The sequence below is a fragment of the Streptococcus pseudopneumoniae genome (assembly GCF_001070815.1).
In the GTDB taxonomy this organism is placed as follows: domain Bacteria; phylum Bacillota; class Bacilli; order Lactobacillales; family Streptococcaceae; genus Streptococcus; species Streptococcus pseudopneumoniae_P.
This window is the reverse complement of record NZ_JVLX01000005.1, coordinates 1-26,257: the sequence shown is the minus strand read 5'-3', so window position 1 is coordinate 26,257 and position 26,257 is coordinate 1. Positions and strand designations below refer to the sequence as shown.

Annotated in this window: 27 protein-coding genes; 1 reads left to right on the top strand and 26 read right to left on the bottom strand. The window is 41.0% G+C overall.

What is annotated here, in order from left to right; genetic code table 11:
* Positions 1-100: 100 nt before the first annotated feature.
* The 13 genes from ADG81_RS00695 to ADG81_RS00635 form a co-directional block, all read right to left on the bottom strand.
* Positions 101-1,465 (bottom strand): amino acid permease, encoded by a 1,365-nt coding sequence (locus ADG81_RS00695; RefSeq protein ID WP_049550606.1) that lies wholly within the window; start codon positions 1,463-1,465, stop codon positions 101-103.
* A gap of 73 nt (positions 1,466-1,538) precedes the next feature.
* Positions 1,539-2,021: a transcription elongation factor GreA gene (gene greA / locus ADG81_RS00690; protein ID WP_000818750.1), complete on the bottom strand. Its 483-nt coding sequence runs from the start codon at positions 2,019-2,021 to the stop codon at positions 1,539-1,541.
* Between the two features lie 60 nt (positions 2,022-2,081).
* Positions 2,082-3,833, bottom strand: coding sequence for an endolytic transglycosylase MltG (mltG, locus tag ADG81_RS00685; RefSeq protein WP_049550605.1), 1,752 nt, complete (start codon positions 3,831-3,833; stop codon positions 2,082-2,084).
* Positions 3,834-3,912: 79 nt separating this feature from the next.
* Positions 3,913-4,407 carry a GNAT family N-acetyltransferase gene (locus ADG81_RS00680; RefSeq protein ID WP_049550604.1) on the bottom strand — a complete coding sequence of 165 codons (495 nt, stop codon included), beginning with the start codon at positions 4,405-4,407 and terminating at the stop codon, positions 3,913-3,915.
* Positions 4,404-4,865 carry a GNAT family N-acetyltransferase gene (locus ADG81_RS00675; RefSeq protein ID WP_049550603.1) on the bottom strand — a complete coding sequence of 154 codons (462 nt, stop codon included), beginning with the start codon at positions 4,863-4,865 and terminating at the stop codon, positions 4,404-4,406. The genes ADG81_RS00680 and ADG81_RS00675 overlap by 4 nt, the downstream gene beginning before the upstream one ends.
* Before the next feature lie 9 nt (positions 4,866-4,874).
* The gene (gene murC / locus ADG81_RS00670; RefSeq protein WP_020902223.1) at positions 4,875-6,209 is read right to left on the bottom strand and encodes a UDP-N-acetylmuramate--L-alanine ligase; all 1,335 of its coding nucleotides are present in this window, start codon (positions 6,207-6,209) and stop codon (positions 4,875-4,877) included.
* Between the two features lie 10 nt (positions 6,210-6,219).
* Positions 6,220-6,837 carry a hypothetical protein gene (locus ADG81_RS00665; RefSeq protein WP_049550602.1) on the bottom strand — a complete coding sequence of 206 codons (618 nt, stop codon included), beginning with the start codon at positions 6,835-6,837 and terminating at the stop codon, positions 6,220-6,222.
* Positions 6,838-6,884: 47 nt separating this feature from the next.
* Complete coding sequence (locus ADG81_RS00660; RefSeq protein WP_049550601.1) at positions 6,885-9,983, bottom strand: DEAD/DEAH box helicase; 3,099 nt, start codon at positions 9,981-9,983, stop codon at positions 6,885-6,887.
* Positions 9,984-10,075: 92 nt separating this feature from the next.
* Positions 10,076-11,242, bottom strand: coding sequence for a MalY/PatB family protein (locus ADG81_RS00655; RefSeq protein ID WP_049550600.1), 1,167 nt, complete (start codon positions 11,240-11,242; stop codon positions 10,076-10,078).
* A 7-nt stretch (positions 11,243-11,249) separates the two neighbouring features.
* Positions 11,250-12,344: a cystathionine gamma-synthase gene (locus ADG81_RS00650; RefSeq protein ID WP_016399612.1), complete on the bottom strand. Its 1,095-nt coding sequence runs from the start codon at positions 12,342-12,344 to the stop codon at positions 11,250-11,252.
* Positions 12,345-12,508: 164 nt separating this feature from the next.
* Positions 12,509-12,964 carry a hypothetical protein gene (locus tag ADG81_RS00645; protein ID WP_049550599.1) on the bottom strand — a complete coding sequence of 152 codons (456 nt, stop codon included), beginning with the start codon at positions 12,962-12,964 and terminating at the stop codon, positions 12,509-12,511.
* A gap of 301 nt (positions 12,965-13,265) precedes the next feature.
* Positions 13,266-15,224 carry a peptide ABC transporter substrate-binding protein gene (locus tag ADG81_RS00640; RefSeq protein ID WP_049550598.1) on the bottom strand — a complete coding sequence of 653 codons (1,959 nt, stop codon included), beginning with the start codon at positions 15,222-15,224 and terminating at the stop codon, positions 13,266-13,268.
* 203 nt (positions 15,225-15,427) lie between these two features.
* The gene (locus ADG81_RS00635; RefSeq protein ID WP_049550597.1) at positions 15,428-17,050 is read right to left on the bottom strand and encodes a putative polysaccharide biosynthesis protein; all 1,623 of its coding nucleotides are present in this window, start codon (positions 17,048-17,050) and stop codon (positions 15,428-15,430) included.
* 105 nt (positions 17,051-17,155) lie between these two features.
* On the opposite strand from ADG81_RS00635, the gene ADG81_RS00630 reads away from it, so the two are divergent.
* Complete coding sequence (locus ADG81_RS00630; protein ID WP_049550596.1) at positions 17,156-18,601, top strand: UDP-N-acetylmuramoyl-L-alanyl-D-glutamate--L-lysine ligase; 1,446 nt, start codon at positions 17,156-17,158, stop codon at positions 18,599-18,601.
* Positions 18,602-18,647: 46 nt separating this feature from the next.
* Here the strand turns inward: ADG81_RS00630 and ADG81_RS00625 are convergent, their stop codons facing one another.
* From ADG81_RS00625 to ADG81_RS10170, 13 genes are all read right to left on the bottom strand, one after another.
* The gene (locus ADG81_RS00625; protein ID WP_000051184.1) at positions 18,648-18,839 is read right to left on the bottom strand and encodes a CsbD family protein; all 192 of its coding nucleotides are present in this window, start codon (positions 18,837-18,839) and stop codon (positions 18,648-18,650) included.
* Positions 18,840-18,940: 101 nt separating this feature from the next.
* Positions 18,941-19,591 (bottom strand): DUF1803 domain-containing protein, encoded by a 651-nt coding sequence (locus ADG81_RS00620; RefSeq protein WP_065427683.1) that lies wholly within the window; start codon positions 19,589-19,591, stop codon positions 18,941-18,943.
* Positions 19,575-20,087, bottom strand: coding sequence for a YiiX/YebB-like N1pC/P60 family cysteine hydrolase (locus ADG81_RS00615; RefSeq protein WP_000892239.1), 513 nt, complete (start codon positions 20,085-20,087; stop codon positions 19,575-19,577). Before ADG81_RS00615 ends, ADG81_RS00620 begins: the two co-directional genes overlap by 17 nt.
* An 86-nt stretch (positions 20,088-20,173) precedes the next feature.
* On the bottom strand, positions 20,174-21,109 hold the full coding sequence (locus tag ADG81_RS00610) for a manganese-dependent inorganic pyrophosphatase (protein ID WP_049516428.1): 936 nt from the start codon (positions 21,107-21,109) through the stop codon (positions 20,174-20,176).
* A gap of 178 nt (positions 21,110-21,287) precedes the next feature.
* On the bottom strand, positions 21,288-21,584 hold the full coding sequence (locus ADG81_RS00605) for a GIY-YIG nuclease family protein (protein WP_049516426.1): 297 nt from the start codon (positions 21,582-21,584) through the stop codon (positions 21,288-21,290).
* On the bottom strand, positions 21,574-22,323 hold the full coding sequence (locus ADG81_RS00600; protein WP_049516424.1) for a tRNA1(Val) (adenine(37)-N6)-methyltransferase: 750 nt from the start codon (positions 22,321-22,323) through the stop codon (positions 21,574-21,576). Before ADG81_RS00600 ends, ADG81_RS00605 begins: the two co-directional genes overlap by 11 nt.
* 52 nt (positions 22,324-22,375) lie before the next feature.
* Positions 22,376-22,738, bottom strand: a complete 363-nt coding sequence (locus ADG81_RS00595; RefSeq protein WP_000689605.1) for a S1 RNA-binding domain-containing protein — start codon at positions 22,736-22,738, stop codon at positions 22,376-22,378.
* Position 22,739: 1 nt separating this feature from the next.
* Positions 22,740-24,140 (bottom strand): bifunctional Cof-type HAD-IIB family hydrolase/peptidylprolyl isomerase, encoded by a 1,401-nt coding sequence (locus ADG81_RS00590; RefSeq protein WP_049516423.1) that lies wholly within the window; start codon positions 24,138-24,140, stop codon positions 22,740-22,742.
* Positions 24,141-24,219: 79 nt separating this feature from the next.
* Positions 24,220-24,723 carry a GNAT family N-acetyltransferase gene (locus ADG81_RS00585; protein WP_049516421.1) on the bottom strand — a complete coding sequence of 168 codons (504 nt, stop codon included), beginning with the start codon at positions 24,721-24,723 and terminating at the stop codon, positions 24,220-24,222.
* Between the two features lie 251 nt (positions 24,724-24,974).
* Positions 24,975-25,214, bottom strand: a complete 240-nt coding sequence (gene rpsR, locus ADG81_RS00580) for a 30S ribosomal protein S18 (RefSeq protein ID WP_000068664.1) — start codon at positions 25,212-25,214, stop codon at positions 24,975-24,977.
* Positions 25,215-25,245: 31 nt separating this feature from the next.
* Positions 25,246-25,716, bottom strand: coding sequence for a single-stranded DNA-binding protein SsbA (gene ssbA / locus ADG81_RS00575; protein WP_000609606.1), 471 nt, complete (start codon positions 25,714-25,716; stop codon positions 25,246-25,248).
* Between the two features lie 11 nt (positions 25,717-25,727).
* Complete coding sequence (gene rpsF / locus ADG81_RS00570; protein ID WP_001151786.1) at positions 25,728-26,018, bottom strand: 30S ribosomal protein S6; 291 nt, start codon at positions 26,016-26,018, stop codon at positions 25,728-25,730.
* A gap of 163 nt (positions 26,019-26,181) precedes the next feature.
* Positions 26,182-26,257: LPXTG cell wall anchor domain-containing protein (locus tag ADG81_RS10170; protein WP_152902938.1), on the bottom strand; the 76-nt coding region annotated here is incomplete at its 5' end.

Below are 26,257 nucleotides of genomic sequence, written 5' to 3'. Positions count from 1 at the left end.
TTACTGACTTCGTCAGTTCTATCCACAACCTCAAAACCGTGTTTTGAGCAGCCTGCGACTAGCTTCCTAGTTTGCTCTTTGATTTTCATTGAGTATTAATTTATTCTCTAAATTTCCACTGGCTGTAAATCCCGAAACCGATAATCCAAATAGCTGAACCAATGGCTCCTACTAAAGTAGACTCTTGTAAAAAGAGGGTTACAAAGACAAAGACAAAGAAGAGCATGGTTAGAGGATTTAGGAAACGATAGTGGGGCATGAGATAGCCATCCGCCATAAAGTCTGCTGACTTGCGGTATTTAAGGTGAGCCACCATAATCAAGATATAAATGGCGATATAGACACCTGATGATGATGCCGTAATCAAGGCAAAGGCATCGGAAACACCCGGCAAGACATTAATAAAGGCTGCTAGGGCAATCAAGATTGCTGAAGCAATGATGGCATTTTGTGGCACATTGTGACGAGAAAGAGTATCTGCCTTGATAGCCTTTAAGAATGGATTTGGTGAATCATGAGCAATCTGATACAAGTGACGACCTGTTGAGTAAAGGGTTGAGTTAAGAGCAGATGCTGCTGATGTCAAAACGACGAAGTTAATTAAGGCTGCTGCCCACTTAATACCTGCCAATTCAAATACTGTAACAAAAGGAGAATCAGCCGATGCAAGTTCACGCCAAGGAATGATAGCCATGATGGCTAAGAGGGCACCACCATAGAAAAAGGCGATACGCAAAGGAATTTCCTTAACGGCTTTTGGCAAAACCTGGCGTGGATTTTTGGTTTCAGAGGTTGTTACCCCGATAAACTCAATCATGAGGTAAGCAAAGAAAACCATCTGAAAGGCCATGACAAAGTTCACTCCACCATTAGGGAAGAGGGAGAAATTGTCGGTGATATTGGCCAAACTTGCTACTCCATGAGGCGTCTTAAAGCCAGTCAAGACCATAAAGACTCCTGTTGCAATCATAGCTAAAATAGCCACAATCTTGACCATCGCAAACCAAAACTCAACTTCCCCAAAGAGCTTCACCGCAATCAGATTGACCAAGGCTAAAATGGTCAAAAATCCAATCTCAATCATCCAACTTGGCCAGCTAGGAAACCAAAACTGAACATAGTGAGAGATAGCTGTGATTTCCGCCATACCGATAAAGACAACGGATAGCCAGTAAGACCAAACTGAGAAATAGCCCCAGCCCTTACCCAAATGGCGCGTGATAAAGTTGATAAAGGTATGTTGCTCAGGGTCTTGGTAGAGCATTTCCCCAACCGCACGCATCATGAGGAACATAAAAGCCCCAGTAATCATATAAATCAGTACAATGGACGGACCTGTTAGGCTAATTGAGCGACCCGCTCCCAAAAAGAGTCCTGTTCCGATTGTTCCGGCGATGGCCATAACCTGTACGTGACGATTAGTTAAACCACGCTCCATCTTATTTTTTTTCTTCTTTGAACTCATATAGTCTCCAATTCAATTTAAAATGGAAAAAGGAGTGAGTGAAGCGCACTGCCTCCCCACTCCTTTTTTTGTTTTAGGCTGTTTTTTCAACCTTCAAGATTTTTACATCATAGCTACCAACAGGTGTTTCAATAGTTGCTGTGTCACCTGTTTTCTTACCAATCAAAGCTTGTCCAATTGGGCTTTCATTTGAAACCTTACCTGCAAAAGCATCTGCACCAGCTGAACCTACGATAATATAAACTTCTTCTTCGTCCTCACCAATTTCTTGGATAGTGACTGTTTTACCAATCGCTACTTCATCTTGGGCAACTGAGTCGCTATTGACGATTTCAGCATAACGGATTTTTGTTTCCAAGCTAGAGATTTGTCCTTCAACAAAGGCTTGTTCATCCTTAGCTGCTTCGTACTCACTGTTTTCAGAAAGGTCACCGTATGAACGGGCAATCTTAATGCGTTCTACCACTTCTGGACGGCGGACCAATTTCAATTCTTCTAATTCTTTTTCAAGTTTTTCCTTTTCCGCAAGGGTCATAGGATATGTTTTTTCTGCCATTTTTCTCAACTTTCTTTCGATAGTATTGAATCTCTATCTGAGATTCTCATTTTTGTAGTCTTAGTTTGAACTACTATTTTGAGTAAGCTTGCTATTGACGTGCTCAGCTACATTACGATCATGTTCTTCCTGTGTCACTGCGTAATAGACTTTACCATCTGTAACATTGGCTACAAAGTAGAGGTTCTCACTCTTTGTTTGGTTGATACTTGCTTCAATCGCGTCCTTACTTGGACTATCCACTGGACCAGGCATCAAACCAGGTTTTGTATAAACATTGTATGGTGAATTAATCGATGTATCAATTCCAGCGTCATCTGCTAGGCTGATATTTTGGCCAAGTTTGCCTTGAGCATACAAGATTGCGATATTGCTTTGAAGTGGCATACCAAGGTTCAAACGATTGTAGAAGACACCTGCAATCAATTTACGATCTTCAGTCTTAGCACCTTCTTTTTCAACAAGTGAAGCAATTGTTAGCAATTCATTAACTGTCAAGTTCTTAGACTTAATTGCACTATAGTGCGGAGTCAAGGTCTTATCCATGGCTGCCAACATCTCATCAATCAAGCTTTCAATAGTCGTGCTTTCCTTGATAGAGTAGGTCGCTGGGAAGAGATAACCTTCCAAACGGTAACGAACTCCACTTTCTTTCGTTGGCAAGCTTTCAAGTAGACTAGGATATTTAGCAACTTCTTGACTGATAAAGTTGTCATCTTGCACCTTAGCCAAGAAGGCTTCCGCTGTCAAAGGTTCTTTAAATTCACCTTGTAATTGGCCTACAGCTTGGGCAATTTGATCAATCGTATATCCTTCTGGAATGGTTAAATCAGCAAGTGAAGGTTCTTGAGGTTCAGGAGTACCACCTTTTTGTAGTTCCTTAATGATATCCTCTGTACTCATGCTCTTTTGCAAATTGTAATATCCAGCCTTCAAATCTGAATAATTCTTATATTTCGCATAGAAAGCAAAAATCACTCCGTGTTTAATCACACCAGCATTTTCAAGTGCTGATCCAATCTCTTGGACATTGGATCCTTCCGGGATTTGAACGGTTACATACTGCTTAGAATTAGCATCAACTGGTAATAAAGATGACTGAACATACTGATAACCGAAGTAACCACCTGCTGAAATCAGGGCAAGGAAAATCAGTAGTGAAATGAAGAAAGCCTTCAAATGTGATTTTTTCTTCTTAACTGGTTTAACTGTCTCACGGCGACTACGACGTGGAGTTTCAGTAACAACTTCAACAGCTTCCGATTCCGTAACTGGTTCTGGTTTTGCTACTTCTTTCTGAGGTTCTTTTTCAGCTTCAGTCTTATAAGAAACAGCTACTCTTGTTGGGATTTCATTAAATTCCTTCTCTACGTTTCTAGGACTAACAGGTCCTGGAGTTGGTCTTGATACTCCCTCCGCTGATGGAGTAGAAGGTCCTTCTTGACTCGGGTGACTAGGAGCAAGTGGAGCTTGTCTTACAGCCTCTTCCGCGGGAGAAGAAGGAACATCTTGACTGGGATGACTTGGAACAGTAAGAGTTTCTCTTTTTATCTCATCTGCTGGAGAAGCTGGTAAATCTTGGCTGGGGTGAGTCGGCACGGTAGGAGCGTTTCTCATAATATCCTCTACAGCTGATAGAGAATCTTCCATCAAGTCTTCTATTGACTGATCATTTTTAGAAGAAAGTTGAGGTTTTATTGAAGCTAAATTAACTTCTTCCTGATCTTCTTCATGTTTTTTAACTCGTTCTAAATCACGTAAAATCTGCTCTTTAAAGCTTAATTTTTCGTCTTCTCTTGACTTTTCACTCAAAAGTTTATCCTCCTCGTTGACAATCCATAATATTATATCTTAAAAACGAAAGAAAAGCAACCTAGCATGCTTTTCTGGCTTATTTTTTAGCTTCCCAGACCATATCATACCAGGTTTCTCCTGCAAAGGTTGACTGGGACAAGCCTTCATTGACAAATCCATGCTTTTCGTAGTAGGCGATGAGATAGTCATGACAGGTTAGGTTAATGCCTTCTCTTTCGTGTTCAAGAGCCAGTTCTTTCAAAGCTGTTAGCAATTTCTGACCCAGTCCTAGTCTCTGTGCTTCCTTGGCAATAGACAGGCAGGTCACAGAGATATAACCACCAGGCTCATGACTATGGTCTTCTATCTCCTCTGTAAAAGACTGGTCTTGCAGATGGCGGTGTGGTCCAACTGGCCCTTCTATATAACCCATGATTCTGCCTTCTTTTTCTGCAACCAGAAAAGAGGTCTGAATTTCTCGCAAATGTGCCTCAAAAACAGAGCGAGAAATGGCTTCTTCAAGCGAGAAATTTTCTAGTTCAATTTCAACGATACGATCTAAATCTTCTAATCTTGCTTTCCTGATTTTCATTGCGCCTCCAGATAAAAGGGATTAAACCAAATCATACTAAAACCTTGACTAGCTGCATAAAGGGAAGTTTCTTCATCAATAAAACCGTTCATTTCAAAATAGGATAGCAACTCATCAGGACTCTTCAAACGAATAGCTTTGTAATCCAGCTCAACCGCCACCTCTTTCAAGGCTGCAAGAAGAAGCGTGCCCAAGCCCTGTCTCTGATAGCCAGAGTCAATGACTAAAGAATGCATTTCTAGACATTGCGGATTATGTGGCTGAGGATCGCCTAGAACATAGCCCAGAAGCTGATTTTCATCCCTAGCTAGAAGAAAGGTATCCGCACACTTACGGATACTTTCTTCTAAAATATGGGAAGGTTGCTGCTTTTCAGCTGGAAAAGATGAGGCCTGAAGTGCCTCTATCTCAGTTAAATCAGACTTACTTGCCCGAATGATTTTAATTGGAATTTCCATGAGAACTTCCTATTGAACATTGCTTGTCAGGTTAGACAAGAGACGCTCGAATGAATATTCATAGGTTTGGATATCTCCTGCTCCCATAAAGACGTAAACAGCATTGTCATGGTCTAGGAGTGGAGAAACATTTTCAACAGTAATCACTTGGTGTTTCTTATTGATTTTATTGGCTAGGTCTTCTACCTTAACATCACCATGGTCTACTTCACGAGCAGATCCATAAATTTGGGCTAGATAAACAGCATCCGCTTGGTTCAAAGCGTGGGCAAATTCGTCCAACAAGGCAATGGTTCTTGTAAAAGTATGCGGTTGGAAGACTGCAACAATTTCCTTGCTTGGGTATTTCTGACGAGCCGCATCCAAGGTCGCAATAATTTCTGTTGGATGGTGGGCAAAGTCATCGATAATCACCGTATCATTGACAATTTTCTCAGTGAAACGACGCTTAACACCGGCAAATGTTTTCAGGTGTTCACGCACCAAGTTCAAATCAAAGCCTGCTGTGTAAAGCAATCCAATCACTGCTGTCGCATTCATGATATTGTGACGACCAAAGGTTGGAATGTGGAATTGTCCCAACTCTTGTCCACGGAAGTGAACGGTGAAGGTCGAACCAGTTGTTGAACGAAGAAGGTCGCTAGCTACAAAGTCATTGCCTTCAGCTTCAAAGCCATAATAGTAGATTGGTGCATCAGACGTAATCTTACGTAACTCAGCATCTTCACCGTAGATAAACAAACCTTTGGTAATTTGTTTAGCATAGTCATTAAAGGCATTGAAAACATCCTCTAGACTTGTGAAGTAGTCTGGATGGTCAAAGTCAATGTTGGTGATGATAGAGTATTCTGGGTGGTAAGGCATGAAGTGACGCTCATATTCGTCAGATTCAAAGACAAAATATTTGGCATTGGCCGAACCACGACCAGTCCCGTCTCCAATCAAGAAGCTAGTATCCGTGATATGAGACAAGACATGAGACAACATACCTGTCGTTGAAGTTTTTCCATGCGCTCCTGCTACTCCCATGCTAACAAAGTCGCGCATAAAGCTACCTAAGAACTCATGGTAACGTTTGTAGCTAATGCCATTTTGGTCCGCATAGGCAATTTCGACGTTGTTATCTGGACGAAAGGCATTTCCAGCGATAATTTCCATATCACCGTCTAGATTTTTTTCATCAAAAGGAAGAATGGTAATTCCTGCCTGCTCAAGACCACGTTGAGTAAAGTAGTACTTTTCAACATCTGAACCCTGTACCTTATGCCCCATTTGGTGCAACATCAAGGCCAAGGCACTCATACCTGATCCCTTAATTCCGATAAAATGATATGTCTTTGACATGTTTTCTCCCCTATTCCGTAATTCTTGTCAGATTCAACTCTTGGGCCACCTGACGTTCTTGTTCTTTTTGTTGATTCTTTTTATTGTAGATTTGGCTTTTCTTCAGAAAATCATAGTTGTTTTTCTTTGGGCCTGAAGTTTCTTTTGGCTCAGCTTGAGTCGAAATATTGTTCACTTCTTCCGCCAAAATGTAATGAGACTGAGTCAATTTTTGACTGTATTTGACAAATTCGCCAGGATTTTCCTTTTGGAAAGGCGCAGTAGGTTGATTGCCCTGTCTATCCAAACGTTGCTGAGAAGGGCGCCTTGTAGGAGTAATATCCTTAGTCAGATAACTTGCTGAGCGTTTCTTTTTCAAATCCGCACGCGCTTCTTCACGCGCCACCTCCGCATAGCTCTTTCCTTCTTTTTTTACTCCTAAGCCAGCCTTCTTAGGTTTCTCTACTGGCTTTTCAATCTGTTTTACTGGTTTTTCTTCAGTAATAGGGGCCCACTCCAGATAATTCTTATCACGGTATTCTCCCTTGATATTACTGATAAAGTCAGATTCATCATAGAGGTCCATAACCGGCATCTCAGTCAGCATGATCTCATCATCTGACACCAATGGAAATCGTTCTTCTCTCATTTTCTATTTCCTTTCAACACTTCATTATAGCGTATTGTCTTGATTTTTCAAGTGCTGGCTTCAGAAATTCCCAAAATTTCTCTAATTTCTGCTAGGCTGAGACTGCCACGTGACTCTGTTCCATCCAATACTTGTGACACCAGATGTTTCTTTTGTTCTTGGAGTTCCTGAATTTTTTCTTCAATGGTTCCCCTGGTCACCAAGCGATAGACCTCAACCGTTTCTTCCTGACCCATTCGATGGGCACGGCCAATAGCTTGCGCTTCCACCGCAGGATTCCACCAAAGGTCAACCAAAATCACTGTATCAGCACCTGTCAGGTTCAGACCGACACCACCAGCCTTAAGAGAAATCAGAAAGGCATCTCTTTCTCCTTGATTAAAGGCCTTGGTCATGTCTTGTCTTTCCTTGGCTGGGGTTGAACCCGTAATTTTAAAGGATGTCATGCCCAAGTCTGGCAGTTCTTGTTCAATTTTCTCCAACATTCCCTTGAACTGCGAGAAAATCAAGACACGGTGTCCACCGTCTGCCACCTGGACCAGAAGATCTCGAAGACTATCCAGTTTGCCACTGGCTCCCTGATAATCTTCCATAAAAAGGGCAGGAGTGTCACAAATTTGACGCAAGCGCATCAGACCAGATAAGATCTCCACCCGACTTCGCTGGAATTCCTGATCTGAAACTTGAGCTAGACGGTCTCGCATCTGTTGCAACTGGGCTAGGTAGATAGCCTTTTGCTGGTCTTCCAGTTCATTTTTATAAACCACTTCAATCAAGTCTGGCAATTCAGTCAGAACTTCTTCTTTCTTGCGTCGCATCACGAAAGGCTTGATAAACTGAGCCACTCGCTCAGCTGGCAATTTCATAAATTCTTTCTTGCTTGGCAAAAGTCCTGGCATGACGATTTGGAAAATAGACCACAGCTCACCTAGATGGTTTTCAATCGGAGTTCCTGACAAGGCAAAAACTGACGGCACCACAAATTGTCTCAAGGTCTGGGCAATCTTGGTCTGGGCATTTTTCATGACCTGAGCCTCATCTAAGAAAAGGAAGTCAAAGGCCATCCCCTGATAAAGCTCACTGTCCTGACGGAAGGTAGCATAACTCGTCACATAGATTTGATGGCTCTCAGCAAGAATCTCTTCACGACTAGCTTTCAAGCCATGAACAACAGCCACATCCAACTGTGGAGCAAATTTCTGAAATTCATCTGCCCAGTTGTAAATCAAACCTGACGGCGCTAAAATCAAAACCCGACTTTCTTTGGTCACTTGACTGGTCAAAAAAGCAATGGTCTGCAGAGTTTTACCAAGTCCCATATCATCAGCCAAAATCCCACCAAAACCATAATGATTGAGCATCTGCAACCAGCCGATTCCCTTTTCCTGATAATCTCGCAAATCAGCCTGAACCTGAGTTGCTTGTCTAGGGAAGTCCTCTGGATGCGTCAAATCGTGGGCCAAATTCTGGAATTCTTGTGAAAAAGAAACACGGTCACGTCCTTCAAAGAGATGAGCTAAACTATAAGCTAAGGATTTTCGAGCCTGCAAGGCCCCATCTTTTAATTCAAATTGTCCTAGTTCCTGTAGATTTTGGCGAATTTTCTTGGTTTCTTCATCGAAAAAGTAGACTTGATTGGACGAATCAATATAAAAATCCTTGTTGGCAACCAAGGCCTGCATGGCTTGGTCAATTTCCTCTTGGGCAATATCTTGAAAATCAAATTGGATTTCCAAGAGGCCTCCCTTGGAAGCAATCTGCACTTGAGGGCTTGCTAGGTTATAGAGTTCTTCTAGCTTGTCTGATAGGTCAACATTTCCGAGTTTTTCAAAAACTGGAATGATTTCATGGAAGAAATGATTGACAGACTCTGCTTTTAAGGCCTGACGCCAAGATTGAAAGTCTGCTTCAAATCCCGCTGCCAAACAGATTTGAAAAACTCTTTCTTCTAAGTCAGCATCACTCGAAAATGGTAATTCTTCTAACTCTTGTCGGCTAGATACCTGCTTATCTCCATAATCAAACTGAATTTCTAAACGAATCCGATTATCCTCTTCCCTGTCAAAATAAAAAGAGGGTGCAAAAGTTTTGATTTGTAGACGTTCTGGAGCTGAAACGGTGCCCATTTGGCCAAAGAGCGTTAGACAGGAAGCCAATTTGTCTCGATCACTACTATCAAATTGCAGGTATTTCTTTCCATGTTGATCCAAAGGCAGCGCTTTGATTTCCTTGAGAAGACGCATCTGCTGGTCTTTTAGAAAATAAACCTGTCCTTTATGGAAAAGCACAGCTCCCTGATAAAAGGCATTGACTCTAGGACTCTCACTGATTTCCATTTCAAAATAATCCGAGTATTCTGTTACTGTAAAGGCAAATAGATTGGCATCCGCATGCAAATCCTGAAAAAGCAGAGTCTGGTAGTTATCCACTTGATGGTCAAATTGAAAATGCGGCAAGGTCATCAGCAAATTCACACCCTGCTCAAAAAATGTCAGAGGAAAAAAGAGGTGCCGACCTTGGTTTTGGAAAAAAAGCTCTGGACTAAGTCCTTCCTCTACTAGTCCGCGCAAGAAAGTCAGAAGCTCTTGACTTTCCTCATTAAAGGCTTCCCAAGACAGAGACTCCTCATAAGTTTTACCAATCATATAAGGTTTTCTCTTCTCGACGACTTTTAAAAAGAGCGGAATATCCCGAATAACATAGTATTTTTGGCTATTGATTTGCCCGATTCTAAGCGTCCACAAGATATGATTGCTTCCTGCTTCCACCTGACCCACAGCCGACAACTCGTAGGCTCGGTCTGATTTTGGAGATAAGATTCGTTCCAAAAATTTTCCACCCAAGGTCACCTTGGTTTCAACGGCCTCTTTTTCCTCATGGCCTTCTTCCAAACTCTGCAAGATTTCCTGACCACGCTCATCATTTTTTAGAAAATGCTCCAACGCTGCCAAATGCACACAGTAGCCCCTCTTTTGGAAAAAATCGCAAGCACAAAAAACCAAATCATCCTCTAAACTATAGCGTAGTTCTTCTTCTGCAACACGAGCGTAGAGCCGATTGTTCTTTTCCTTGATGATGTCAACTTTACCAGTTTCATAAAGGGCAACGCCTTCGATACGGACTTTCCCCGGAATCAATTTAGCCATATTTTTACCTTTACCTTATCTTTTTATTATACCATATTTTCCCCTATGAAAATAGCCTTCTAAGGATACTTTTCTCCTAGAAGGCTGGATTTTTAAAGTTTAGCAAAAGTCGTCACAATTCGCTGACACACTTCTTGCAGCAGGGATTTAGGCATGGCTACATTGAGGCGGGCATGGAGACTTCCTTCCTCACCAAAATCCAAACCACGGTTGAGGATAACCTTGGCTTCATTTCTCAACAGCTCTTGCAATCTTTCATCAGTCAGGTCATAGGCTGAAAAATCAAGCCAAATCAAGTAGGTTCCTTGCGGCTTCATGACCTTGATTTTAGTCTCTTTTCCAAATAAATCTACCACATAATTAATATGGTCTTCAAAGACTTGCTTGAGTTCCTCTAACCAATCCTTCCCATAGCGATAGGCAGCTTCTGTCGCCAAATAACCCAAGCCTGAAATTTCATGTTGATTATTAGCCAACTGGCGTTTCTGGTAAGCCAGTCTCAACTTAGGATTTTCAATAACTGCATAGGAATTTTTTGTCCCAGCGATGTTAAAGGTTTTAGTGGCACTACTCAAGACGATAGCAAATTCTTTAAAGTCAGGATTGATGGTATTGAAGGAATGATGCTTGTGACCAAAGAGGGCCAAATCTTGGTGAATCTCATCTGAAACCAACAAAACACCATATTTTTGACAGAGTTGGCCAATCTTCTCCAACACTTCCTTTTTCCAAACACGTCCACCAGGATTGTGAGGGTTGCAAAGAATATAGAGTTTGACCTCCTCTTTCACCAAATCCTTCTCCAGTCGGTCAAAGTCAATCTCAAACAGACCATCCTTTTCCACCAAAGAATTGGTAATCAATCTACGGTTGTTCAACTTGACACTGCGAGCAAAGGGTGGATAGACAGGTGTGTTAATCAGAACCGCTTCGCCTTCTTTTGTAAAGGCTTGAATAGCTGTTGAGATGGCTGGTACCACACCCTCGATAAAGACAAGAGCCTCTTTGTCAAAGTGGTAACCGTGTTGTGTGGCTTCCCACTTTTGAACTTCCTTAATTAACTCTTCACTGGCATAGGTATAGCCATAAACCAGTTGATCAGCGTAAGTTTGCACAGCTTGGCGGATTTCAGGCAAGACTACAAAGTCCATATCCGCTATCCAAGCTGGTAGGACTTCACTATCCGTTTCTGCTTCTTTCCATTTATAGGTATGATGCCCTAAACGATTGGGCAGGCTTGTAAAATCATATTTTCCCATCTTTGTCTTATCCTTCCAAGGCTTGGCGCAAATCTGCAATCAAATCTCTAGCATCCTCAATCCCAATTGACAAGCGCAAGAGGTCATCTGTCAAACCATAAGAGTGGCGCACTTCTGCTGGAATATCAGCGTGGGTTTGTGTCGTTGGATAAGTAATCAGACTTTCCACCCCGCCCAAACTTTCCGCAAAAGAGAAGACCTTGAGGCTGTTTAAAATGTGAGGAATGCGTGTTTCATCCGCTACTTTAAAGGAAATCATGCCTCCACGACCAGTGTAGAGAACTTCCTTAACTGCTGGAGAATCCTTCAAAAAGGCAACCACTTCTTGGGCGTTAGCTGTTGAGCGCTCCATACGAAGAGACAAGGTCTTGAGACCACGAATCAATTGATAACTGTCAAATGGAGACAAGACTGCCCCTGTCGTATTGAGATTGTAGAAAAGCTTCTCGTATAGTTCTAAACTATTGGTCACAACCACTCCAGCCAAGACATCATTGTGCCCTGCTAGATACTTGGTTGCTGAATGCAGAACGATATCTGCTCCATCTTCAATCGGACGTTGGTAGATAGGGCTGTAGAAGGTATTGTCCACCACTACTTTGGCACCCTTAGCATGAGCCAGTTTTGCTAGTTTTTCGATATCAAATTCCAACATCAAAGGATTGGTTGGTGTTTCGATATAGAGAACATCCACGTCTTTTTCTAACTCAGCAATCAACTCCTCTTCTGTATTAGCATAGGTAAAATGGAATCGACCTTCCTGCTCCACTTGATTGAACCAGCGGAAAGAACCTCCATAAAGGTCACGCACTGCTAAAACCTTACTACCTACCGGAAAGACGCTAAAGGCCAGCACAATAGCTGACATCCCTGAGCTAGTCGCTAGGGCATAATCTGCGGACTCAATAGCCGCCAAGACTTCTTCAGCCTTACTACGAGTTGGGTTTTTGGTACGCGTATAGTCAAAACCAGTAGACTGACCAAACTCTGGATGCTGATAGGTCGTTGAAAAATGCAGCGGTGTCACCAAAGCTCCTGTCGCTTCATCTGACTTGATACCCGCCTGGGCCAAAATTGTGTTGATGTGTAATTCCTTGCTCATACAATACCTCCAAATCTATAGTAACTATTGTACCACTTATTTTCATCAACTCATTTTCTTCTTTTCAAGAGCTAGCTATAGTTTCAAACTATATACTTATGGAGTAAAGCTAAAAAGAATCCAGAAAATATTCCAGATTCTTTTGTGAAAATCCTTGCTAGGGCTTACTTGGACCGAAAGAAATCCTGTTGAGCTAAATAGTCATAATGCTCTTTGTTAAATTGATACTGGCCCACATGCTGACCAATCTGACCGACATCCACGGAAAAAATATAGGCTTCATTTTGATAGTTCCAATTCAGCCTAACTGCATTCAAGACTGGCTTATAAGTAAAATCTTTAACTTGATTCCAAGGCATCTCAAGGACTTGATTAAAACGATTCTCAGTTATATCACTGATGTCCATCAAATAGATCCCCTTAGGTGTGAATGCCAGAATCTTAGGCTTCACACTCGACTGAACATAGTAACTTCCTCCTACAATAAAGAAATCAATAAAAGATTTCAGCCATGTCTTTTTCTTGAAGGCCATCAGAAAATTCTTTTGCCCTTCAATATGACAAGTTGAAAGAAATGATGCAATCTGTTTTTCTGTCGCAAACTCCATAATAGCGCCCATGATGTTACCTCCATAACGATTACTACATAGCCAGATAAGAACTCTTCACATAAAGAAGAACCTATCATTTGTTGCATTTTATCTTACTTTTCCAGTAGATGACATCCCTCCTATAACATTACACTAGCATGTGCATACTTCAATCAACATTGGGTAAATTTTCGAACGTAGTTTCTTATATTCATTATAACATAAATTTAATAAAGCAATTAAAAAATGTAAGCACTTTTCTTCCAACTTCGCTACCATTCTATTAAAAAACGACAGCTTCTTTCGAAACCATCGTTTTCTTTAAAAATCCTTATTTGACATGTTTTGCCAATTCTTCTTGAGCTTTTTTATTGGATTCTTCTTTTTCTTTCAGCCATTTTTCTTTAGCTTTTTCATATTCATCTTTTGTGACTGTTTTATCTTGTACTTTGAGATATTTATATGATTCGATACCTTTATTACCAGCTAATGAATATGGTGATGAGAAAGGAACTGTTTTTCTCAATGTTGGTGTTCCACCCTTAGAAACATTTGGAATTGCTAAAGCGCTATCTACTAACCAAGCTTGGATTTCAGCATACTTTTCATAGCGTTTTGCAAGATCTTGTTCCTTATTAGCTTCTTCCAACATTTGAGTATAGACATCCAGCCCAACAGCCTTGGCCTTGTCATTGGCTTCACCCGGCTCTATACCTAGATTTTGCATCAAACCACCAGAATGAACATTAAATACATCAAGATAGGTTGAAGGGTCTTGGTAGTCTGCACTCCAACCACCGTTGTATAGATCGTAATCCTTCTGAGCTGCAGTCTGAGCCAAATAGCTTGTATTATCAAAGTCTTCAGTAGAAAGTTGTTGAATATCAATTACAACGTTCTCTGCACCTAAGGCTGCTTCAATAGATTGCTTCATAGAATTTGCCTCTTGGACACCCTTTTTATCAGCTTGGTCAACTGTCATGTCCAAGTGGATAGGGAATTGGACTCCTTTGGCTTGGAGTTCTTTCTTAGCTTCAGCAAATTTGGCTTTAGCTTTTTCAGCATTGTAATATGGATCCTGGGCATCTGCAAAGTTGATTCCTTGCCATTCTTTACCATAATTCACCATCTTAGAGGCTACTACTTCACCAAAGTCTTTTCCGTTGATACTTACGAAGTTTGGTGGAACGACTAGGTTACGCAAAATCTTGGTTGCACCATCCTCTCCTTGAGATTGAGCCCCGTAAGCTGTCCGGTCATAGGCAAAGTTAATGGCTTGACGGAAGTTTTTATTAAGAACCGCTTCCTGAGTCGATTTCTTTTCAGCATCACTTGCCTTGGAAGTGAATTTATAAGATTTTCTATCTAGGTTAAAGTTTAAGAAATAAGAAGTGGCATCTTGCAAGCTATAGATGATATTGTCCTTATTCTTTTCTTTAATACCTTCAAAGCTTGAACTGTTTGGATAGAGACGAGCGTAGCTATAAGCTCCCTCCACAAAGTTACGAGCTAGTGCATCTTGGTCACTACCATCATAATAAGCCAATTTCACATCATCTACAAAGACATTTTTAGCGTCCCAATAGTTAGGATTTTTCTTGAATTCGATAACTGATTTTGAAACAAAGGATTTCATCAAGAAAGGTCCATTGTACAAAATACTAGATGGGTCTACCTTCCCAAAATCATCCCCTTTTGATTTCAAGAAATCCGCATTGACTGGGAAGAGAATGGTTGAGGTTGTTTTTGAGTTCCAGTAAGATTCTGGTCGTGTCAAGGTATATTGAACAGTTTGGTCATCAAGAGCCTTGACTCCGACAGTTGAAAAGTCGCTTGTTTTACCGTTAATGTAATCATCCAAACCAGCAACGGATTCTTGCACCAAGTACAAGGCTTCTGATTTTTTATCAGCCGCATATTTCAAACCAGTTACAAAATCTTGGGCAGTTACAGGAGCATATTCTTCCCCATCTGCAGTATACCATTTCGCATCTTTCCGCAGTTTGTATGTATAGGTCAAACCGTCCTTAGAAACACTCCAATCCTCTGCCAAAGATGGAATATAGTTTCCATACTGGTCATTTTCCATGAGCCCATCTACCAAATTAACCACGATATCATTGGTCGTTGCACGGTTTTCTGCTAGATAATTCAAACTAGACGGATCACTGGTATAAACATAGTTATATGTTTTTGACCCTGTGCTAGAACTTCCACACGCGCTTAATAAAATACCTGCACTTAACACGACACCTGCAAGTGCTGCATACTTGGCTTTAGACTTTTTCATCTCCAGAACCTCCTGATTTAAATATTTGTCTTATTATACAACTTGAGTTTTATTTAGTCAATAGCTTTTTAAGTAAAATTTAAGAAAAATAAAATTTCTATCTACAAACTATAGAAATTATTCTACAAAATAATAAAAAGAGAATAATTCAAGCATTTCATGATAGAAATGTTCAAATTATTCCTTTTATTTATAAATGTTTTTTAAGTTAATTTTAATTTGATTCGTAAGCGATCTGCTTGAGCTTTTCCAATCACCTTATCCAACAAACGGGTACGGAGACTCATAACTCCATAAACACCTCCACCCATGGCACCGACAAGGGCCACATATAGAAAACTCCACAAACGTCCACTTGGTTGGAAGACAAATCCTAAAATCCACTGGAATGTCCCAACTACTAGAAACATGAAAATAGTTAACAAACTGATTAAAATGGTTCGTTTCAAAATCACCTTGCGCTTAACACCAGTTACCTTGCAAATGTCCCGATACATTAAAACATTAGGAATGATGAGACCGATGGTTGTTGAAATCAAAGGCCCGTAACTGTGAAAGAGAGCGATGGTTGGCAGTTGCAAGACCAGCTTGGCAATGGAACCATAGATAAAATAGAGAACTGCCTTGCGGTTGCGGAACATGGCTTGAAGCATTGGAGACAAGACCATGTACAAGCCTAAAATAGTAGACTGCAAAACTGCAAAGACAAACAAGCCCATAGCCAAACTATCTGGCTTGCCATAGAAGACAGTATAGAGAGGTTCTCCTACCATGACTACTCCAACCGTTGCTGGTAGCAAGAATAGGAAAAGCATGGTAATGCTGTCCTGAACGAGACGAGAAGCCGCCTTCAAGTCCCCCTTAACATAGTTTTCAGTCAAAAGTGGCAAACCTACACTCCCAATCGAAACCCCAACAGAAATCAAAATCATAGTGATTTTATTAGGATTGGCAGAGAAATAAGAAAACATGACAACCAAGTCTTCATTACTATAGTTGGTAAACCAACTCATACTATTGATAAAGGTCATCTGGTCCAAAATCTGGAAAAGCTGGATAGCAGACCCTGTCAGGATAAAAGGAATGGCTTCCTTAATGGTGTCGATCAAAAGACGCTTACTATTAATCTTATCTCCTGTTTCAAGGACTCTTTTAAGCAATCCTTCTTTGGCAAGAAAATAGATCAAAACTGCAAAACTAGCTACCATGCCGACAAAGGCAGCAAAGGTGGATTGGGTAACCGCTGCTAGATAATCTCCTGAGCCCATTTTCATAATCATAAAGGTAGCTAAGAGCATCCAGATAACACGAATGACCTGCTCAGCGATTTGGCTCATGGCATAAGGTTTCAGGTTATTCATCCCTTGGAAGAAGCCTCGAATCACACTCATAGATGGGAAAATCAAGACCGCCCAAGCCAAGCTCTGCATGATTGGGATCAGGTCTTTCCCTACACCTGACAAATCTGCTAGCCAAGGAGCAAAGACATACAAGACTAGTGCAAAAACAAGACCTAATCCAGTCATAAAGCCTAAAAAGCTCCGAATCAGGGCAAAGCTATGCTCTTCTTCTCGCATGGTATTGTACTTGGCCACTTGCTTGGCCACCGCAACTGGAATCCCTGCTGTTGAAATCAGCAAGAACCAGGCATAGATATTGTAGCCCATGGTAAAGAGACCATTTGCTGTAGCCGCATAAGACCCCATCCATATATACCAAGGGATGATATAAATGGCACCGAGTAGACGACTGATAAAGTTACTAGCCGTTAGCCAAGCAGTCCCCCGTAACATCTGGGCCTGCTGGTGATTGTTTTCGTTAGACATAGATTCCTCATTTAATTTTAATCACTAGGAAAACTTCCTCATCTTCCATTATAAACTTTTCCTTGTCACTTGTAAATTTACGACTTTCGGTTTACAATAGAAAGTATGATTAAGATTGAAACCGTATTAGATATTTTAAAGAAAGATAATCTCTTACGTGAGATTATCGACCAAGGACATTATCACTACAACTACAGCCATGTCATATTTGACACCATCTGCTATGATAGCCGCAAGGCCAAAGAGAAGAGCCTCTTTTTCGTCAAGGGTGCTGCCTTTAAGAAGGAATTTCTGATTTCTGCCATCTCTCAAGGCCTCGGTTGGTATGTGGCTGAAGAAGACTATGAAGTTGGTATTCCTGCTATTATCGTCAGTGATATCAAGAAAGCCATGAGTTTGGTAGCTATGGAATTTTATGGAAATCCACAGAAAAAGCTCAAACTCCTCGCCTTCACTGGAACCAAAGGTAAAACAACAGCAGCCTATTTCGCTTATAACATCTTATCTCAAGGGCATCGACCTGCTATGCTCTCGACCATGAATACAACTCTAGATGGCAAGAGTTTCTTTAAGTCTGCATTAACAACCCCTGAGAGTATTGACCTCTTTGATATGATGAATCAAGCTGTGCAAAATGGCCGTACTCACCTCATTATGGAAGTATCCAGTCAGGCCTATCTGGTCAAACGTGTCTATGGTCTAACCTTTGATGTGGGAGTTTTCCTCAATATCAGCCCCGACCATATCGGCCCGATTGAACACCCTAGCTTTGAAGACTACTTCTACCACAAGCGTCTCTTGATGAAAAATAGCCGAGCAGTCATCATTAACAGTGACATGGACCATTTTTCTGTCTTAAAGGAACAAGTGGCAGATCAAGACCATGATTTCTATGGTAGCCAGTCTGAAAACCAAATCGAGAATTCCAAAGCCTTTAGATTCTCAGCTACAGGTAAACTCGCTGGAGATTATGATATTCAACTGATTGGTCACTTCAACCAAGAAAATGCAGTTGCTGCTGGACTTGCCTGCCTCCGTCTCGGAGCTAGTCTTGAGGACATCAAAAAAGGAATCGCTGCAACCCGCGTTCCTGGTCGTATGGAAGTCCTCACTCAGAATAATGGCGCCAAGGTCTTCATCGACTACGCCCACAATGGTGATAGTCTCAAAAAACTAATCAATGTGGTTGAAACTCATCAAACTGGAAAGATTGCTCTGGTTCTGGGTTCTACAGGAAACAAGGGAGAAAGCCGTCGTAAGGACTTTGGCCTCCTCCTCAATCAGCACCCTGAGATTCAAGTCTTTCTGACTGCTGATGACCCCAACTATGAAGACCCAATGGCCATTGCGGATGAAATTAGTAGCTACATCAATCATCCTGTTGAAAAAATTGCGGATCGCCAAGAAGCCATCAAGGCAGCGATGGCTATCACAAATCACGAATTAGATGCAGTTATAATTGCTGGTAAGGGAGCCGATTGCTACCAAATCGTCCAAGGCAAGAAAGAAGCCTATCCAGGAGATGCAGCCGTCGCAGAAAATTATTTATAAGATAGTAAAAAATCAAGGGAAATGAAACCCTTGATTTTTTCTATTTTTATTTAAAAGCGTTTTTCAAACCCTCAACGGCACCTTCTACAGCACCTTTAGCATCTTCAACTACTTCTTTTGCTTTAGCAACTGTCTTTTCTACAGCGCCTTCTGCTTCAGTCTTGCTATCCCCAGTAACTTTACCAAATCCTTCTTTGATAGCGCCTGTTGCTTGTTCCAATTTGTTTTCAAGTGACATATGATTGTCTCCTTTAATTTTATTCCGATAAGTGTTACCGGTTACATACAGTTTATACCAAATACTAAGTAAAGTCAAACAATGTGCTCAGAGATAAGAAATCAGGCCAAGTAGAAAGTTAATCTTTCCTTATCAAAATCGACGTTCAATTCATACTTTCCATCTTCATTTTGGACAATATAACCTAGGACAACTAAACTGTCCACAAAGATATCACGGCGTTTCTGCATAAGCTGGTCTTTTTTGAGAAATTTTAGCAAAAAAGTTGTCATGTATTTGAGTGCATACTCAGGATTGACATCTCCTAAAATGTCATAAAGTTTCTGCTGTTTCTCTGTCAAAGGATACTGATGTTTGACCTTGTAGAAATAATTGGACAGGGTCATTTTAGTCCGCGCAAAGTCCGTCTTTTCAACTAAAATAGCTGCATTGGTTTGATTGCGCAATTCTGTCTCAAAACTCTGCTCTAACAAGGCTTGATAGACCGGACTATCTTCGCTGACAAAAATCTCTTGATCCAGTTCGAGACTATCGAGTGATTCAAGCATAGGAAGATTAAGGTAATAACGCTTATTTTCTCGTAGAATCAAACCTGCCTTTATATACTCTTCCATGAGTTTATCAACTGCAATATCTGGAAATTGAGCCTTGATTTCCCGTAAAATCACATCCTCATGCTGGTCCAGATAGCGGATCAATTCTCTAAAAAATGGCTGTCTCGTCAAACGAGATGGATTAAAAATCTGAATCATGAAGATTCCTTTCTTTACATTCTAACAGAGGCGATGCTGCCAACTGACTAGGATTGGTCCCAGCTTGGTTCAAAGGAACAGGCAGACCTAGTTCTCTGTAATACTCTCTCCAAAAATCACTAATCTCCTGCTCCCCATCTCCAAATTTCATGGGAATCGTTTCAAAAATCGGTAGGATTTCTGCCATGTACTGGGAACAGTAGAAACCAGGTCCAGCTGGATAGAAAGAAGCATTGTAGGGTGTTCCTAGATGTTTGCAAGCTTTTTCCTTCACAGACTGGATATCCATTTCTGGGTAGAAATAGAGGTCGTACAAGTGATTGGACTCAAAGAAGTCTACTGGTTCCTGACAGACAACACCATCCTGTCCACTAGCGTGGTAAATCATCCCATCCAAACAAATCGCAACATGGTTATAGTTGCCTGTGGAAGTCTGGATGGCCTGTCCCATATCTGACTCATCTCTCACAAAAATCAAATCGCCATTTTCTAACATGCTTCACTCCTAGAAAAAAAGGAGCCGAAACTCCTTTCGATATAAGTCAAACTAGCCTTTCCTAATTTGAATTAACACTCAAAATCTTAAGCATTAAAGCTTTCAGTCAATTGAGGTACCACTTGTTTCTTACGTGAAACAGCACCAGCAAGGAAGGCATGATTGTTTTCAAGTTTGAAGTTGAAGGCTGCTTCAACCTTGTCCATGTTAGCACCAAGTGCTAGGATTTCTGAGTTTGAGTTGACGATATCTGTAATCATCAAGACAAAGTCAGAATAACCATTTGCTGCGTTAGCGGCTTGCATTGCAGCTTCAATTTCTGCTTGACGTTCCAATACTTCAGCGATGTCAACTGTGTTTACTTGAGCAACACGGACATTATTTCCGTTCAATTCAAAAGTCTTAGCATCGATATCAATCAATTCTTCAGCAGATTTGCTAGCCAAGTTTGTACCAGCTTTCAACATAGCTAAACCATATTCTTCCAAGTTGACACCAGCCAATTCAGCTAATTCAGGAGCAATGACTGTATCTGTTGGGTGTGTTGTTGGTGATTTCAAAAGAAGGGTATCTGAAATCAAACCTGAAAGCATCAAACCAGCAATCTCTTTAGGTACAGCTACACCATGTTCTTTGAACATACGGTAAACGATTGAAGACGCTGAACCAACTGGCTCCAAACGCATGTAGAGTGGGCTTGCAGTTTCAAAGTTAGCCACACGGTGGTGATCTACAACACCATAAACTTCTACTTCAGCGATATCTGATACAGATTGTTGGAATTCATTGTGGTCAGTCAGGATAACTTGCTCTGCTCCTTCTGCTTTGGCAGAAGTGATAACACGCGGTGCTTCTACACCAAAATAGTTCAAGACAAAGGCTGTTTCTTCATTTGGAGTTCCAAGAGCAACAGCTTCCGTATCCAAACCGTATGCTTCTTTTGCAAGGTAGGCAAAGGCTACAGATGACCCGATGGCATCTGAGTCTGGATTTTGGTGACCAAATACTAGAATCTTAGACATGATAATACCTCATTTTATTTATTCTCTTTATTGTAGCATTTTTTTCGCTTTTTGACAAAAGTAAGAGGAGTCAAAGGGCTCCTCACAATTCTTCAAAATAACTGATACTCTTCGAAAATCTCTTCAAACCACGTCAGCTTCGCCTTGCCGTACTCAAGTACTGACTACGGCTAGCTTCCTAGTTTGATCTTTGATTTTCATTGAGTATGAGTAAATTTCTATCTTGATTTTCAGATAAAAATCTTTCCTTCTGTGGCCTCTTCTTACGCTTGAGAAGGGCTTCTGCTGACATGGCTTCTTCCTTACTGGCAAAACCTTGAACATAGATAAGTTTGACTGGCAAGCGTGCTCGTGTGTATTTGGCTCCCTTCCCACTATTGTGGATAGCGAGGCGTCTTCTCACATCAGTCGTATAGCCTGTATAGTAAGATCCATCACGACACTCCAGCACGTACATATAAGCCTTATGATCCATAATAAATCTCTTCGAGTTCCGGCGTATAAGAGCCATCATCATTGTGAACAATGAGAGGTGGTAAGACCTTAAAGCCACTTGTTGAACCATCCTTGATGGCCTCAATCAAGAGCATATTTGCTTCCTTTTCTCTTTTTGGATAAACAAATTGCAGGCGCTTAGGAGCTAGATTATGCTGTTGTAACGTATCCAAGATATCTAAAAGTCGATCAGGACGATGAACCATGGCCAAGCGTCCATTGGATTTGAGAATACTCTGGGCACTACGACAGATTTCTTCCAAATTAGTCGTAATTTCATGGCGCGCCAAGAGATAATGTTCACTCTCGTTCAGATTGGAATGAGGATCTACCTTGAAATAGGGCGGATTACACAAAATCATATCCACCTTACTTCCCTGAATGTAAGCAGGCATATTTTTCAAATCATCACAGATGACCTCCATCTGCTCTTCCAAACCATTCAAACGGACAGAGCGCTCAGCCATATCTGCCAAACGCTCCTGAATCTCAACAGCCAAAATCTGTGCCTGAGTTCGAGTGCTAGCAAATAGCCCAACTGCTCCATTTCCAGCGCAAAAATCCACTATCAAGCCCTTTTTAGGAAAACGTGGAAAACGTGACAAGAGAACACTATCCACCGAATAGCTAAAAACCTCTCTATTTTGAATGATTTTAATATCTGTCGAAAAGAGCTGGTTAATACGCTCTCCTGATTTTAATAATTGTTCTTCTTCCATGGTCCTATTATAGCAAATTTATATTAACATTACAAAAGATAGAAATTTCTAACTAGTGTTTCTGATTCTTCAAATGTTGAAGGGCTTCCTTGGTCCAAATTGGCATCATTCGTTTGAGAGGAGCAAAGCCATAGTTAAAACGATCGCTTGAAAAGCGTCTCCGTCTTGGAAACTGATGCTTTTCTTCCTCCAAAGTGCGGATAGAAAGACTAGCTTTCCCTGTAAATTCATCTAAATCCACTACTTGAACTTGAACCTCTTCATCAACTTTCAAGGCTTCTTGGATATTTTCAATAAATCCTGTCCGAATCTCTGAAATGTGAATCAGTCCCGTATCACCCGTCTCTAGCTCAACAAAGGCACCGTAGGGCTGAATCCCTGTAATACGGCCCTTTAGCTTATCACCGATTTTCATCTTAGTCCTCGATTTCAATTGTTTCAATCACGACATCTTCAACTGGCTTGTCCATGGCCCCTGTCTCAACAGCAGCAATGCCATCCAAGACAGCGTAAGAAGCTTCATCAGCTAGCTGACCAAATACAGTGTGACGTCGGTCTAGGTGAGGGGTTCCACCTTGGTTGGCATAGATTTCTGCGATCGGTTCTGGCCAACCACCACGAGCAATTTCTTTCTTAGAATAAGGCAAATGTTGATTTTGCACGATAAAGAACTGGCTGCCGTTGGTATTTGGACCAGCATTGGCCATAGAAAGGGCACCACGGATATTGTAAAGTTCTTCAGAGAATTCATCCTCAAATGATTCGCCGTAGATTGACTCGCCACCCATACCAGTTCCAGTTGGGTCTCCACCTTGAATCATAAAGTCCTTGATAATACGGTGGAAAATGACACCATCATAGTAGCCATCTTTTGAAAGAGCTACAAAGTTAGCCACTGTTTTAGGAGCATGTTCAGGGAAGAGCTTGATACGCAAGTCTCCGTGATTGGTCTTAATAGTCGCAAGAGGACCTTCTACTGTTTCAATATCTACTTGTGGGAAATGCAATTCTTTTTCTACCATACCAAATCCTTCTAAGGCATCAAAAATGCCATCTTCTTCTAATGTTTTTGTAATAAAATCTGCTTTTTCTTTGATATTTTCATGAGAAATTCCCATTGCAACGCTGATTCCAGCATAATCAAAGAGTTCCAAGTCGTTGAGGCCATCTCCAAAAACCATGACGTTCTCTGGTTTCAAGCCAAGGTGTTCCACAACCTTTTCCACCCCCGTCGCTTTGGAACCTGAAATTGGCACAATATCAGACGAATGCTCATGCCAACGAACCATGCGAAGTTTGTCTGAGAGACTATCAGGCAAGTGCAAGTCATCTCCCTTATCCTCAAAAGTCCACATCTGATAGATATCTTCTTTTTCATGGAAATCAGGATCTACATCCAAATCAGGGTAAATTGGATTGATAGCCTCACTAATCATATCGGTGCGAGTCGATAACTTAGCATCATGACTCCCAACCAAACCATACTCAATTCCTTCTTCCTTAGCCCAAGAGATATACTCTTCAACATCTGACTTCTCAATCTGATGTTGATAAATAACCCGACCTTTTTTATCTTCAATGTAGGCCCCATTTAAGGTCACAAAAAAGTCAGGATTGAGCTCACGAATCTCTGGAACGACACCAAAAATCCCTCGTCCAGAAGCAATACCTGTCAAAATTCCTTTCTCACGTAATTGCTTAAAAACAGTTGGGATTGAAGCTGGAATAAAACCCGTCTTGGAATTTCTCAATGTATCATCAATATCAAAAAAGACAATCTTGATTTTCTTTGCCTTGTATCTTAATTTGGCATCCATCTCACTACCTCTTTCAATCTAACTCTTTCCATTATACCATAAAGTAGCTAAATCCCCTATTTTCAAAAAGTTTCCAGTTTTATTGTAAGTCCTTGGATAAGTATAAAACTAAATCATCATTATTTTGGCTAGTTGCATTCATTTCCAAGGGTTTATTTCTATACCACACACCTGTCCCATCTGGAATATAACCTCGTTTGATATACAATCTCTGGGCAGGGCCATAGCCTAAGTGCAAACCTACACCAAGAGTGACCTTACTCGAAACAAACTGGACTCGTTTTTCTGCTTCTTCTAGCAGTTGATTCCCAATCCCTTGATTTCGAAAAGGCTCAAACACATTAAAATCTGATAATTCTGGATAGACTTCTGCAAAAGGACCATGTTTAGCAGAGGGCAAAATGGTAACGTAGCCCGCTACAGCACCATCAATCTCTACAACTAAGACTTCTCTCTCCCCACTTTCCTGTTCCAGAAAATATCTATCCAAAATTTCTTCTCTAGCAGGCCAACCTTGATTCATAAATCCATGAGATAAGGATTCAATATCAGACTTAATCATATTTCTAATCGTGCAATTCATCTTTGACTTACCCACCTTTACTCTTTCTATTACCATTATAGCACGCCAAGGTCAGAAAAAAACTATCTCGTGAAAAAAGACCCGTCGGGGTCTTAATTCGCTTTCTTGTTTTCAAGCTCATGAAAAAGAGGTCCACCCGGACCCCAACTCGCTCTCTCATTTCAAGGCTCGTGAAAAAAAGACCCAACCGGGTCTTAATTCACTTTCTTGTTTTCAAGCTCATGAAAAAGAGGTCCACTGGACCTCTTTTTTTAATCTTCGTTTACGAAAGGCATCAAAGCCATTACGCGAGCGCGTTTGATAGCTGTTGTTACTTTACGTTGGTTTTTAGCTGAAGTTCCTGTTACACGACGAGGAAGGATTTTCCCACGTTCTGAAACGAAACGGCTAAGAAGCTCAGTATCTTTGTAATCAACATATTCAATTTTGTTTGCTGCGATGTAATCAACTTTTTTACGGCGTTTGAATCCGCCACGACGTTGTTGAGCCATGTGTTTTCTCCTTTATAATTTTAGTTGTCCATTAGAATGGTAAATCATCATCTGAAATATCCAACGGATTTGTTGCTCCAAATGGATTTTCATCACGTGAAAAGTCTGGTACTGAATTTGTAGGTGCTGAATAGTTTGCAGTTGGTGCAGAGTAAGCTCCACCTGTGTGACCCTCACGCACACTACGGCTTTCCAACATTTGGAAATTCTCAGCCACGACCTCTGTCACGTAGACACGTTGTCCTTGCTGATTATCGTAACTACGAGTCTGGATACGACCTGTCACCCCGATAAGTGAGCCTTTTTTAGCCCAGTTAGCAAGGTTTTCAGCCTGTTGGCGCCACATAACGACATTGATAAAATCAGCCTCACGTTCGCCATTTTGACTCTTAAATGTACGGTTTACTGCAAGAGTAAAAGTCGCAACTGCTACATTTGATGGGGTATAACGCAACTCAGCGTCACGTGTCATACGCCCTACAAGTACAACATTGTTAATCATAGTTTACCTTCTTACGCGTCAGTTTTGACGATCATGTGACGAAGAATGTCAGCGTTGATTTTTGAAAGACGGTCAAACTCTTTAAGAGCTGCATCGTCGTTTGCTTCAACGTTAACGATGTGGTAAAGTCCTTCACGGAAATCTTGGATTTCGTATGCAAGACGACGTTTTTCCCAAGTTTTTGATTCAACAACAGTTGCACCGTTGTCAGTCAAAATAGAGTCAAAACGTGCTACCAAAGCGTTTTTAGCTTCTTCTTCAATGTTTGGACGAATGATATAAAGAATTTCGTATTTAGCCATTGATATGTTCCTCCTTTTGGTCTAATGACCCCAAGACTTTGCAAGGGGTAAGTGAGGTTCGCTCACAATAAACTATTATACTAAAAAACAATTTTTTACGCAAGTAAAAAGACCAAAATAAAAAAAGAAGATGACGAATCATCTTCTCAAAAACTATGAGTTTTTAATCTTCTTTTTTCTTACGAGCTACGAGTCCGAATGCACCCAACATTCCAAGAAGTCCAAGACTAGCTAGACCA

What these genes read in the sequence shown, in the direction of transcription:
- ADG81_RS00590 (WP_049516423.1), bottom strand. Translation starts at nt 24,140, where the DNA reads ATGGATGCCAAATTAAGATACAAGGCAAAGAAAATCAAGATTGTCTTT.
- ADG81_RS00695 (WP_049550606.1), bottom strand. Translation starts at nt 1,465, where the DNA reads ATGAGTTCAAAGAAGAAAAAAAATAAGATGGAGCGTGGTTTAACTAAT.
- ADG81_RS00640 (WP_049550598.1), bottom strand. Translation starts at nt 15,224, where the DNA reads ATGAAAAAGTCTAAAGCCAAGTATGCAGCACTTGCAGGTGTCGTGTTA.
- ADG81_RS00610 (WP_049516428.1), bottom strand. Translation starts at nt 21,109, where the DNA reads ATGTCTAAGATTCTAGTATTTGGTCACCAAAATCCAGACTCAGATGCC.
- ADG81_RS00630 (WP_049550596.1), top strand. Translation starts at nt 17,156, where the DNA reads ATGATTAAGATTGAAACCGTATTAGATATTTTAAAGAAAGATAATCTC.
- ADG81_RS00650 (WP_016399612.1), bottom strand. Translation starts at nt 12,344, where the DNA reads ATGAGCAAGGAATTACACATCAACACAATTTTGGCCCAGGCGGGTATC.
- ADG81_RS00585 (WP_049516421.1), bottom strand. Translation starts at nt 24,723, where the DNA reads ATGAATTGCACGATTAGAAATATGATTAAGTCTGATATTGAATCCTTA.
- ADG81_RS00625 (WP_000051184.1), bottom strand. Translation starts at nt 18,839, where the DNA reads ATGTCACTTGAAAACAAATTGGAACAAGCAACAGGCGCTATCAAAGAA.
- ADG81_RS00675 (WP_049550603.1), bottom strand. Translation starts at nt 4,865, where the DNA reads ATGGAAATTCCAATTAAAATCATTCGGGCAAGTAAGTCTGATTTAACT.
- ADG81_RS00635 (WP_049550597.1), bottom strand. Translation starts at nt 17,050, where the DNA reads ATGTCTAACGAAAACAATCACCAGCAGGCCCAGATGTTACGGGGGACT.
- ADG81_RS00645 (WP_049550599.1), bottom strand. Translation starts at nt 12,964, where the DNA reads ATGGGCGCTATTATGGAGTTTGCGACAGAAAAACAGATTGCATCATTT.
- rpsF (WP_001151786.1), bottom strand. Translation starts at nt 26,018, where the DNA reads ATGGCTAAATACGAAATTCTTTATATCATTCGTCCAAACATTGAAGAA.
- ADG81_RS00680 (WP_049550604.1), bottom strand. Translation starts at nt 4,407, where the DNA reads ATGAAAATCAGGAAAGCAAGATTAGAAGATTTAGATCGTATCGTTGAA.
- ADG81_RS00655 (WP_049550600.1), bottom strand. Translation starts at nt 11,242, where the DNA reads ATGGGAAAATATGATTTTACAAGCCTGCCCAATCGTTTAGGGCATCAT.
- ADG81_RS00600 (WP_049516424.1), bottom strand. Translation starts at nt 22,323, where the DNA reads ATGGAAGAAGAACAATTATTAAAATCAGGAGAGCGTATTAACCAGCTC.
- ADG81_RS00660 (WP_049550601.1), bottom strand. Translation starts at nt 9,983, where the DNA reads ATGGCTAAATTGATTCCGGGGAAAGTCCGTATCGAAGGCGTTGCCCTT.
- rpsR (WP_000068664.1), bottom strand. Translation starts at nt 25,214, where the DNA reads ATGGCTCAACAACGTCGTGGCGGATTCAAACGCCGTAAAAAAGTTGAT.
- ADG81_RS00665 (WP_049550602.1), bottom strand. Translation starts at nt 6,837, where the DNA reads ATGAGAGAAGAACGATTTCCATTGGTGTCAGATGATGAGATCATGCTG.
- ADG81_RS00605 (WP_049516426.1), bottom strand. Translation starts at nt 21,584, where the DNA reads ATGGATCATAAGGCTTATATGTACGTGCTGGAGTGTCGTGATGGATCT.
- ADG81_RS00595 (WP_000689605.1), bottom strand. Translation starts at nt 22,738, where the DNA reads ATGAAAATCGGTGATAAGCTAAAGGGCCGTATTACAGGGATTCAGCCC.
- murC (WP_020902223.1), bottom strand. Translation starts at nt 6,209, where the DNA reads ATGTCAAAGACATATCATTTTATCGGAATTAAGGGATCAGGTATGAGT.
- greA (WP_000818750.1), bottom strand. Translation starts at nt 2,021, where the DNA reads ATGGCAGAAAAAACATATCCTATGACCCTTGCGGAAAAGGAAAAACTT.
- ssbA (WP_000609606.1), bottom strand. Translation starts at nt 25,716, where the DNA reads ATGATTAACAATGTTGTACTTGTAGGGCGTATGACACGTGACGCTGAG.
- ADG81_RS00620 (WP_065427683.1), bottom strand. Translation starts at nt 19,591, where the DNA reads ATGATTCAGATTTTTAATCCATCTCGTTTGACGAGACAGCCATTTTTT.
- ADG81_RS00615 (WP_000892239.1), bottom strand. Translation starts at nt 20,087, where the DNA reads ATGTTAGAAAATGGCGATTTGATTTTTGTGAGAGATGAGTCAGATATG.